Origin of the sequence: Haemophilus sp. HMSC068C11 (genome assembly GCF_001815355.1) — a bacterium.
Classification (GTDB): Bacteria; Pseudomonadota; Gammaproteobacteria; order Enterobacterales; family Pasteurellaceae; genus Haemophilus_D.
The window spans coordinates 56,946-69,111 of record NZ_KV820366.1 but is presented as its reverse complement, the minus strand read 5'-3'; the positions used below and the strand labels follow the sequence as shown (position 1 = coordinate 69,111).

At 39.0% G+C, this 12,166-nt stretch carries 6 protein-coding genes; 1 reads left to right on the top strand and 5 read right to left on the bottom strand.

Features of this window, described 5'->3' with window-relative positions; translation table 11 throughout:
- Positions 1-330: 330 nt before the first annotated feature.
- The 5 genes from sbcB to mukF form a co-directional block, all read right to left on the bottom strand.
- Positions 331-1,752 (bottom strand): exodeoxyribonuclease I, encoded by a 1,422-nt coding sequence (gene sbcB, locus HMPREF3020_RS05990; protein ID WP_070775896.1) that lies wholly within the window; start codon positions 1,750-1,752, stop codon positions 331-333.
- A gap of 2 nt (positions 1,753-1,754) precedes the next feature.
- Complete coding sequence (locus tag HMPREF3020_RS05985; protein WP_070775894.1) at positions 1,755-2,627, bottom strand: DMT family transporter; 873 nt, start codon at positions 2,625-2,627, stop codon at positions 1,755-1,757.
- A gap of 69 nt (positions 2,628-2,696) precedes the next feature.
- Complete coding sequence (gene mukB / locus HMPREF3020_RS05980; RefSeq protein ID WP_070775892.1) at positions 2,697-7,214, bottom strand: chromosome partition protein MukB; 4,518 nt, start codon at positions 7,212-7,214, stop codon at positions 2,697-2,699.
- Complete coding sequence (gene mukE / locus HMPREF3020_RS05975) at positions 7,214-7,966, bottom strand: chromosome partition protein MukE (RefSeq protein WP_070775890.1); 753 nt, start codon at positions 7,964-7,966, stop codon at positions 7,214-7,216. Before mukE ends, mukB begins: the two co-directional genes overlap by 1 nt.
- 46 nt (positions 7,967-8,012) lie before the next feature.
- Complete coding sequence (mukF, locus tag HMPREF3020_RS05970; protein ID WP_070775889.1) at positions 8,013-9,347, bottom strand: chromosome partition protein MukF; 1,335 nt, start codon at positions 9,345-9,347, stop codon at positions 8,013-8,015.
- 447 nt (positions 9,348-9,794) lie between these two features.
- Here mukF and HMPREF3020_RS05965 point away from each other — a divergent pair, with 447 nt between their 5' ends.
- On the top strand, positions 9,795-11,933 hold the full coding sequence (locus HMPREF3020_RS05965; protein WP_070775887.1) for a YadA family autotransporter adhesin: 2,139 nt from the start codon (positions 9,795-9,797) through the stop codon (positions 11,931-11,933).
- The last annotated feature ends 233 nt before the right edge of the window (positions 11,934-12,166 follow it).

Genomic DNA, 12,166 nt, shown 5'->3' with positions numbered 1-12,166 from the left:
CGAAATCAATTACAAGGTTAGTGAAAGCTACGTATTAATAAGATCACAGAGTTATGCACAGGTCACGAATACCATTCAAACGATGCAAAATCTAGTCTCGCAATACTTTGCAATAAGATGAAATAATGATTTATACACTCTAAAGTTGTTATGTAAGGAAAAAATAAAGAAGTTTATATGTATCAAATAATGACAACGCTACGTGAATTCTGCGTTATTTTATGAGGTGAATATCATCAGATTTAAAAAAGAAAAACGTAAATCTCTGGGATTAAGATTTACGTTTTTGATGAATGGTATTTGTGTGACTATGTCACGATATGTATTAGATTAAGATAACAGTTTTGCACCGTATTCATAAACCTGTTGCAGTAAATTCAGTTTGGTTGGATTATCCGAATATTCCTCTGCTAACTGTTGCAAACTTTCTTCAAATTTAACTGCGCTTTGTTCTAATTTACGTTGGCGATATTTTTGCCATTTGATTTGCTCAGCACGATTTAGGGTTTTGTAGAAATGTCTTGCACGATAATGGAATAACAATTCAGGAATTCGTTTATCTTCAAATGCTAAACCATGCTCAGCCAATTTTTCAGCTGGTAAATCACGTAAAATAGCCATATTGTTTTTATCGGCATTGCTAAAGAAACCATTATAAAGTTCCGTTTCTACATTATCACTCGGCTCAAATTCTCGTTCTTCTGAGAAGATTTCAATAACTTTCTCGCGAATATCTAAGGATTGGCGCAATTTTGCTAAATTATCTAAGCAATGTTGTCTGTCTATCCCTAAACGAGCCGCATTTTCCGGCAGTAAAGTTTTCGCAGGAGCCAAAATTGGGCATTTATTAATATGAACCAATTTTAGTGGGACTGATGAAACTCCCCTTTCTTCTAGCTCGCTTTTCTTGGTATATAAATCTTGTCGCAAATCAACCGCACTTTTACTGAGTAAATTATCAATATCACCAGATAAATCACAGACGATTACAGCATTTTGATTGGTTGGATGCCATGCTAATGGTGCAACCCAGGCACAGTTACCACGATAATTACCTAGCATGCCTGAAACATGCACTAATGGCGTCATTTCAGCGGTATCAATCAGTTTCTCAACTTCCCTTTTGCCTCTGTGTTCTAAGAAGAATTGAAATAATTTAGGCTGCTTTTCTTTGATTAATTTAGCCATGGCGATGGTTGCATACACATCCGCCATTGCATCATGGGCATTTTCATGCTCAATGCCATTAGCTTTAGTGAGTTTTTCTAAGCGGAAACTTGGCATTCCATCATCGTCATAGGCCCAATTAATTCCTTCAGGGCGTAACGCATAACAGGCCCGTACTACATCGAGTAAATCCCACCGAGAATTGCCATTTTTCCAGCTATATTCATAGGGATCAATGAAATTACGATAAAAGGTATAACGAGTCATTTCATCATCATAACGAATATTGTTATAACCCATCACACAAGTATTAGGTTGTGAAAACTCAGCTAGAATTTTTGCGGCAAATTCAGGTTCAGAAATCCCCTTTTCATTACATTCTTGTGGCGTGATTCCTGTAACCATTACGGCTTCCGGAGCAGGTAAATAATCATTGGTCTGCTTGCAATACAACATAACAGGCTCGCCAATGATATTGAAATCTGCATCGGTACAAATACCGGCAAATTGAGCTGGACGATCACTTGCTGGATTGATACCAAAGCTTTCGTAATCGTAGATAAAAAAACTAAAATCTGTTGCCATAATTAAGCCAAAATTTTATCTAAATAATATAAACAGAAAATTGCTGAAAGGCTGATAATCACGCCAAACCAGTTAATTCTACTGATTTTTTCTTTGAAGAAAAATGCGCCTGTGATGGTGCCTAAACAAATAACACCAATATTCATTCCTGCAAAAACTAAGGTTGGGTTTTGTCCGAAGCTTTGGTGCGCTTTAATGTAAAACAGGATGTTGAAGAAATTCAATACACCTAAAATGATTCCACCAATAAAGCTTGGCACTGTCCACTGAGTGCGTTTTAGGAATAAATACAGAAACATGACACAAGCGGCTAATGAGAAAGCGATGAATAATGTGGTTGGGAATGCTCCCCCGCTTTTGGCTACTTGTTTGAATAAGATATCAATGGTGCCATAACCAAACCAAACACCGATTAAGCCTAAAATACCTTTAAAAGTGACCGCACTTTGCTCATTCGATTTATTCAAGATACAGAATAAACCAATGAATGCCAAAATAATGCCAACAACTTTTGGCTGACTTAATGTTTCATGGAAGATAATAAAAGAGGCAACAATCGGTAGAAATAACGATAAGCGTTGTGCTGCATCTGAACGCACAATACCCGCAAATTCAACGGCTTTAGACATAATGATAAATACGGTTGGTAATAAAATACCTAATGCTAGGAAGATAGGTGTGCTATCACTTTGTGCCAAATATTCGGTAAATTCTAATCCTTTAAAATCAGGCTTGAGTAAGAAATAGCTTAATGAAATGGCGACGATATAGTTAAACGCAATGGCTTGTTCAATAATGATATTTTTCTTGCGTGCAACTTTGAGTAACACCGATACGGCAACACTGCATAGAATGGCTAAAATAAGGTTGTGCATAATTCGTCCTAAATTCTCATAAAAATAACAATGAAAAAAGCGGCCAATTGCTTTGACCGCTTTAAAAAACTACTCTGTTGCGCCAAAGCCACGCAAACCAACCACATGAACTTGTTCTTGGTTGCCGGCAATTTTACGAACCAGTTTATAGGTCGTCCCTTTTTCAGGGCTGATATTCTCTGGCGCTGCGATAAGTAATTGCATATCCAAACGTTCGCAAAGTTCGAACAAGGTAGAAATGGATTTGCCATCTAAACGAGCGGCCTCATCCAAGAATAGCAAGCGGCATGGCACGATGTCTTTACCGCGAATACGGCGGCTTTCCTCTTCCCAGCTTTGTACAACCATTAATAGGATTGACATACCCGTACCGATCGCTTCACCTGTCGATAATGCGCCACTTTCAGCACGTAACCAGCCATCAGCACCACGGAATACTTCAACTTCTAGCTCTAGGTAATTACGGTAATCCAATAATTCTTCACCGATAGTTTGTGCTGTGCGTTGACCCATATCAATATGCGGGTTAATGCGTTGATAAAGTTTCGCAATGGCTTCAGAGAAGGTAATACGATTATCACTAAATAAATCTTGATATTCTTCCTGTTTACCTGATAGCGCATCAAGCAACATAGCATGTGTATCGCGAATATTGACTACTAAACGTACCGATTTCACCTGACCGAAGGCAATATTTTGTAGGCCTTGGTTCAACATGCGAATACGATTTTGTTCACGTTGAATGGTTTTACGCATAATATTCGCCACACTTTCAGAACTGATCGCCAATTTTTTCTCACGGCTAGTCAATTCTTCTGTTAAGCGATTAAGCTCAATTTCCATTTGCTCAATTGCATCAATCGGATCATCCGTTTTAATAATATCCTGACGAATACGTTCACGAAGATGTTGATAGACAGCAATGAAGAAGCGAACTTTATTTTCCGGTTTGCGACTGTCTTCAGAAATACGCAATGCATCGCGGAGATATTCATTATCAGCCACCGCAGTACGTAACGCACCTAAGGCTTTATCCGACATTGAACGTAATTCATCAGCAGATAAATAAGCTAACTCACGACGATTGAGTCGTTTTTCCACATCAGAATTTCGAGATAAACGGAGAACCACACACCAGCTGACTTTCGCAGCTACAACTAATTCACGTTGAGTTTTATAATCACGTTCCGCTTTACGAATACGTTTATTTAAGTTCTCCGCTTCGCTTTCAATGAGTGTTAATTGTTTTTCAACATAAGAACGACGTTGACGGATGGTTGAAAGTTGTTGATACAACTCATCACGACGATTTCTTGCACGTTCCTCTGCCCCTTCATCAGCACGCACGCCCAATTCACCAATCTCAGCAATTAATTCTTTCAACAACTGATTTTTACTGTCATAAGAACTTTGCAGTTGGATAAATACTTGATTGTATTGTGCAAATTGGCTTTGTTTTTGACGTAATTGTTCACGTTGAGCATCACGTTGTGACTGCAATTGTTCCAAACGCTGACGAAGTTGCTCATTAAGCTCTGATGTTTCTGCTTGCCCAGCATCTTCATAGCTAAAGTGATTTTTACGTTGCACCACATCCGCTAAAGCAAATACACGTTGTTGTACTTGCTTTTGACGTTCAACCGCTTGGGTTAAATCAGCTTTTAAGCGCTCATAGTTTTCTGGATCACTTTGTAAGGTATTGGCTATCGGCTCTAATTGTGACAACGCAACGCCATGTTGACGAATAAAGCTTTCATCTTGTTCTGCAATGTCTAGTTGTTCACGGCATTCTTCAATACGATCAAGTAATTCTTCATCAGCAAGCAAGTTAAGCTGCGGCATTAACTTATTCAACAATTGCATTTTTTCTTTGGCATTATCCAATCTAATGCGAATTTGTTGTTCAGTATTTGAGAATTGATTGAGCTCTCGATCAATTTCATTGCGTTCTTGATTGATTTCCGCCATCACCTCTTCTGGATTTGGTTGGAACGCAAGCGCTAGATGTAAGCCAACAAATTGACTAAAGTGTTCGTGTAAACGTTGACATTTTTGTACATCAAAGGCGATTTGTGCGTATTCTTCCGCAATTTCATCACGTTTAGCTTGTAATTCTTCTAAATGTTTTTCTCGTGCTGCACGGCCGAATAATGGAATTTGCGGGAATTTAGAATAACGCAATTCACGATCAGACACTTGCACCACAACGCCCATTTCAAGCTCTTGAGCAGAAAGTACGCTGTCATCAAAGGCATTTGGGTCACCTTCGATTAAATATAAATCGTCTGGACAATCTTCTAAATTAGCTAATTGTTCGCGTACCGTGTTGAGATCACGTACAACAATAGCATGACGTGCAGGGCCATAAAGTGCAGAGAAATAAGGTGCATCTTCGATTGGTACATCATCATATAATTCAGAAAGCAATACACCACCAAAGCGTTCTGCAAGCACATTCAAGCGAGCATCTTCAGAACCATCTGGTTGGCTTAAACGAGAAATTTGCTCGTCTAATTGTTGACGTTGTTTCTCTAAATTGTCACGTTGAATAGTCAGTTCACGTTCTTTCACCAATTGTGATTGCATAAAATGCATCACATCTTGGCTATGTTCAAATGTTTCACCACTTTGCTCTTGTAAGCGTTCTAAAGCGGCTTGAGCGGTTAACCAAGCCGGTGCTTTACGAGCATTTTCTTCGTAAAGTGCGGTCAAACTTTCACGTTTTTGACGCAAGGTTGAACGGTTTTCTACTTGCTCAGCAAGTTCTTCATTTAAACTTTCAATGAGTTCTTCTTGTTCAGCGTGGTATGCTTCAAGTTCATCAGCGGTTTCTAAAGATAAATCAGCACGTTGATTAAAATCAGCCAATAATTTAACCGCACTTTGTTGTTGAGCATAGCGCTGCTCTAACTCATGTAATTTTGCGCGTAATTGCGGGGTTTGTTGCGCCTGAATTTTTTGTGTTGGATATTCACGCAATAATTCTTTAGCACTTTCCCAAGCACTTGAACGAGGCATATCACCAGCAATTTTGCACACCAACTGATAGGCTTTATCAAATTGTGATTTAGCCGCTTCAGAAATAGACATTTTATGTTCTAACTCAAGCACTTGCTCGGTAAGACTTTCTGCATGAGCAGCAAACTCTGCTTGGTAATCTTCCGCATTTTTTACGCTCAAATCCGCTAAACCACATAAGGTTTTCGCTTTTTCAAGTGCGGCAATTGCTTGTTGATATTGCAGTGCACGGGTTTGTTGCGCATCTAATGCTTGTTGATAATCAGCAAGTTGCGCACGTACTTGGTCAATTTCAAGTTCCGTTTGCTCAAATTGTGCTTGGCTTTCTTCAAGCTGTTCGGTTGCGGTTTCCACAACCATTTTTTGTTCTTCTAATTTTTCTGTAAGTTCAGCCACATCTTCTTGATAGCGCGATACTTTTTCTTGATGACGTAACGCATTTAATACCAAGTTCAAGTGGTCTGCCGCACTTTGGTGATCTACTTCTAAAGTACGTTCATTTTCTGCCAATTCTGAAGCTTCACGGCTTAAGTCAATTAAGCGGTGTTGTGATAACTCTTGCTCAGCTTTTGCTTTATACCAATCACGACGGAAACCTAGAGCCGCTTCGATATTGCCGCGGCGTTCATTGGCATTACGCATATAATCTGATGCCACATAATTAGTGGTTTCGGTAATTAAATGTTTGAATAAATCACGGTCAGATTGGGTAACTTTAATTGCTTCAAGGGTCATGCGATTTTCACGTAACGCACTTTCCATATCTTGGAAGGCTTTGCGCACACCAAGGTTTTCTGGCAATAAGTAATCACGTAAAGAACGGGTAATGGCGCTGGAAATACCACCGTATAAAGAAGCTTCGATTAATTTATAGAATTTGCTACGGTCTGAAGCACTACGTAAGCGTTTTGGAATAATACCTAAATCAAACATCATGCCATGATAATCGGTGATGGAATGATATTGCTTAAATTGCGCACCAAGATTTTCAATTTTATCTTTTAATTCATTTAAATTGAGTACACGCGCTTGACGTTCACCGACTGTTTCGGTGAAAAGTGCGGTCGGATTTAAGGATAATTCTACACCTTGAATCGAGAATGTTTTTAAATCCACTTTCTTATCACGACCCGCAATTTGTTGCAGGCGCACACCCACGAGAATTCGTTGGTGACGGGAATTGATAGTATCTAATATCGCATAACACACACCTGGACGTAATTTACCGTGTAAGCCTTTATCACGAGAGCCGCCTGTCGATCCTGCCTCAGTGGTATTACGGAAATGCAATAAGGTTAAGTCTGGAATCAACGCTGTCACAAACCCCGCCATGGTTGTGGATTTACCGGCACCGTTACCACCGGAAAGTGTGGTCACCAATTCATCTAAATCAAAGGTACGGGCAAAGAAACCATTCCAGTTAATTAAGGTGAGTGAACGGAATTTACCACGTTCTACCCCATTATGTTGGTTTAATACAGGAGCAATAAATTCTTCTTCAACCTGTTCGGTTGATTGCTCTGGTTCGTCTTGATAGATTTCGTTTTCAAGTTCTAATACATCAGACATTATTCTTGTTCTCCTGCATCATCAAATTCTTCATCAATTTCGACCGCACTTTCTTCATCATCGAGGTCATCAGTATTGCTTGCCGCTTTTGCTTGCTTTTCGAGTTCGAGAGATTGCGGTGTGGCCGCTTCCCCATCACGAATTAAGCGAGCTTGTGCTTCTAATGGATCATCACCAGAACGGACTTCAGCCCCAAAACGGAAAACTGATTCTGAAATCGTAAATTTACCGCTATGTTGTTCACCCACGATATGGATCATGCCTAAACGGCGTAAACGACCGATCGCCGCACGTACTTTTTCAGATAATTTTTGCTTATCTAAATCTGAACCGCTAGATCGCTGATTGACGGCTTTCAATAATTTACCTTCGTCTGCTAAATTCAGTAATTCATCATAAACTTCTTGCATACTGAAGATACCTTGCTGTGCTAAACGTTCTGGGCTTAAATACAAATAGCAAAGCACTTTTCCCACCAACATCTCTAATTCAGAAAGCACTGAACGGGCGATTAACGTCGTCGCTTTTGGACGTAAATAGAAAAAGCCTTCCGGTGCACGAATTAATTCCACGTTGTAACGGCGGTAAAAGCCATCTAACTCATTTTGGAAATCCATCAAAAAAGCATGATTATCTAATTGATCTGTGCTGATATGGCGGCCTGAACGCAACAAGCTGTCCACTGTCGGGAAAATAGGGTTTGCAATGGCATTTGCCAATTTCGGGGAAATTACATCTTGAATATCTGTCATGGTTAATTTCTCATTTTATGAATTCGTTTTTGGGTAAGCCACGAAATTAATATTTATCAATCACATGCGCCTGCACTTCTGCGCCGTAATCGTTAATTTCCTGCCATTGCGGATAAAGGCCGGCTAAATCATCATTTGCCATACCTAAACGCACTGCTTGATCCACAATAATACGCGCCACATCAAAATGACGGGAAAGTGGATAAGACTCTAATTGTTCTTTTAAGACCAAACTTAAATCGATTGGACGATTATTTTCACGGTATTGAATTAATAAGCCTTGCATATGTTCGACGATTTGATCATGTAAATCAGCCAAAGATTCATATTGCAACTCTTCAGGTAATTCACCCAATGCATCATCTTCACGTAATACCATTTCTTCATCACGCAGATCGACCAAACGTTCCGCTTGAGCAGTCCACAAAAACCAGGGATGATCGAAATAGCTGTGGATAGAATTACGCAAGCGTTGTGAGAATACACGGTTTTTATCCATATCAATGGCGGTACGGATAAATTTATGCACGTGACGGTCATAACCAATCCATAAATCGATGGCTTGTTGTCCCCAGCTAATAATGCGGTCAAGCTTGGATTGTAAATCGGTGATTAATTGTTCAATGAAGTAAAGCTCATCGTGACCAATTACACAATCTTGAATACGTAATAATTGTGCCTGTAACTTATCACCCGCTGCATTTAAGGTATCTTGTAACTCACGTAAATTGCCTGAGGTTTCATCTAATAAACGTTCACAGCTAGAAATTGCCGCCTGCCAATCTTTGGTAAGTAAATTTGCAATTTCTTCTTTAATGCTTTGTTGATTTTCATCCATCACGCGTTGTGATAAATCGATACTATCGAAAATCTCTGCTACTGAATATTTTAACGGAGCGAAAACATTCCGGCGCCAAAAGTGCTCATTCTCCCCTTTTGCTGTAGCTTCTTCTGCTGCATCAGATGCACGCTGAATTTCATCAGCCACAATAGAAAGCTGTACAGAAAGACGCAACGCGGAAAATTCACGCTGACGAATATAATAATCTGATACGCCAACGCCTAATGGAGTGAGACGATAAATAGAAAGCCCTTCAGTAAATTCACTGCTGAAACGGTTAAGAAAACGCTGTTTCACCAGTTCATTGATAGCATTATTCGCACGGGTGGCAATCGCATCCGTTGATTGGTCAAAGGCATTGGCTGTATGGCGGAAAATATCCACTAAATCAGCTTCTAGCATCTCACCATCTAAACGTTCGTTGTTATAAATGGCAATGGCCAATAAAAACACCAAACGCTCTGTCGGCAGATTTAACGAAAATTCCCGCTCTTTCGCCCATGAGACGAGTTCAGGAATGGTTTGTGAGGTTTCGATCATTCGGTTACAAAAGCTTAAAATTGAACAAAAAATTTCTGAGATTATACAGGATTTTTTCTCAATCTTGAAAATCTTCTTGCAAATTGACCGCTCTTTTTAAATTTAAAATATCCTTAACTTAAATAAGGAAATATATTTTCGTATTTCAACCTTAGAAATGAGCGATATTTAAATAATATTTACAACTCTTTACAATTCTTTACAAAATAAACATGCTATTTACTTTTCTATACAAAAAAACCTATCTATAATCTTGTGTAGGTACGCAATCGTTTGCTGAATAGATAAAAATAAGATTTTCAATATCTGAAAAATAAGAGATTAAAAATCATACAGTTAATCCATTCTTCAATGCGTCCTATATAGTATTTATGTATATTTACACTGCTCTAATGAAATTCTTTTATCACATTTATGTAATTAAAGAAGAAACTCAAGCGAGGACATATGAAAAATTTTAAATTTAATGCTATCACGGCATTAATTATTGGGGTGAATGTTGCTGTAGCGAATGCTGCTGATGGAAACATTCTGAATATCACGACACAAGATGCTGTTAATGCAAACAAGACAACAGAAGCAACTAACGTTAAAGGTCCTGGACATACGGCTATTGGTCAGCAAAACCAAATCTATTCTATTCCTGCTGCTGAAGCTGAAGAAAGCCAGGGTTCAAGTTCTGCCATCGGTAATCAAAATGTGGTGAAAGGTGAACAAGCAAATGCGATTGGTGATGGGAATGATGCATATGGTCATTTTACCCAAAGTGTTGGTGATGATAACAAAGTTTATGCCGATCATTCTCTTGGATTTGGTGCTCACAATAAAGTTGGTGCTCAACGTGTAACAGGTACACCAGAAAAAGATGTTGTTGTAGATAAAAACACAAGTAAAGCAAGTGTATTTGGTTTAAACAATGTCGTTTTAGGAAAAGAAGTTCTAGCTCTAGGTAATAACAATAATGTAAATGGTGAAAACTCTACAGCTATTGGTACTCAATCTACTGCAGATGGCCTTAATGCACTTGCAATTGGTGTAGGAGCTAAAGCTCATGTAACCAACCCAGCAGCAGCAAATTCAAACAAACCAGGCAACTTAGTTGCAATTGGTACAAGTGCAGAGGCGACAGCAGCAGAAACAGTTGCTATTGGTGAGTCAGCAAAAGCACTTAAAGCTAATGCAAATGCATTTGGATCAAAATCATTAGCTGGCGGTGAAAGTTCTCTAGCTGTTGGTTCTGGTGCACAAGCAAAAGAAGATTCATCAGTCGCAATTGGTAATGATTCCAATGCCACTGCTAAATCTTCAGTCGCAGTCGGAGAATCTACAAATGCAACCGCTGTTTTTGCTACTGCTGTAGGTGATAGTTCAACTGCTGCAGGTGTTCGTAGCGTTGCAATCAGCGTAAATTCTAAAGCTAAAGCAGAGGATTCTATTGCGATTGGTGCGAATACAAGTTCTGAAATTAGAGGGGTTTCTATTGGAGCTGGTGCTTCTGCACATTATCAAGGTATTTCTGTTGGTTATGAAAGTAAGGCATCAGGTATTGGTTCAATTGCAACTGGAGTTGGCTCAACTGCGGCGGGATTATCTGCTATTGCAACAGGTTCAAATGCAACTTCGTCAGGTATAGCATCAATAGCTGTTGGTGACAAATCGAAAGCAACTGCAGGTTATGCTGTTGCAATTGGTGATAAAGCAAGTGCAACTCACGGCTCAAGTGTGGCGTTAGGTAATGCTTCAGAAACAAAACAGGCAGCTGCAGTAAATGACGCTACTGTAAATGGTATTTCTTATAATGGCTTTGCTGGAACAGATGCGACTGGGACAGTCTCCGTTGGTTCAGTAGGCAATGAACAATTTACTCGTCAAATTGTTAATGTTGGTGCGGGTGAAATTTCCAAAACATCTACTGACGCAATCAATGGTTCACAACTTTATATGGTCGCCGAGCAAGTTGGTGAAAATAAAAAACGTATCGAGAACATCCGAGTTCGCGCAGGTGATGTAAAAGTAAAAGCTGGCGATAACATTGATGTAAAAGAAGTTTACGATGATGCTAAACAAGTTAAAACTTATACGGTTAGTACAACTAAAGACATCAAAGCAAATTCTTATACCATCAATAATTCCAATATCAAAATTGATCAAAATGGAATTAATGCAGGTAACAAAAAAGTTATCAACGTTGCAAATGGTGAAAATGATAACGATGCGGTTAATGTTTCACAATTAAATAAAGTGAAAAATGATGTGGCTAACAATACTAAAAATATTGCTACAAACACTCAAAACATCGCTAACAATACTAAAGCAATTAATACTTTAAATAAGAAAGTTAATGATGTTGACCGTAAATCTCGCGCAGGTATTGCTGGCGTTGCAGCAATTGCCTCAGCTCCATCTGCTCGTAAAGATGGTAAGAGCATGGTATCAACTGGGGTTGCTCACCACCGTGGTGAAAGTGCGATTGCAATCAAAGCGTCTCGCAACTCTGACAATGGTCATTGGTCATCGAACGTAAATGGTGCAGCAGATACTCGTGGTCAATGGACTGTAGGTGCTGGCGTAGGTTACGAATGGTAATCCGATTTAAATCTAAAAACAAAGAGCCACAAATTTGTGGCTCTTTTTATCTTCTCAAAACAATCAAAAATTTGACCGCACTTATTACAATAGATATCGCCAAACGAATGCGCTAACTAAAATAATCAGCATGATAATAATTTGTATTAAACGTTTTTTGGTTAATTTTTCTGCAGCCATATTGATTTGCTCTTTGATAACTTCTGAAATTGACTATTTAGTGGTAGAATAAT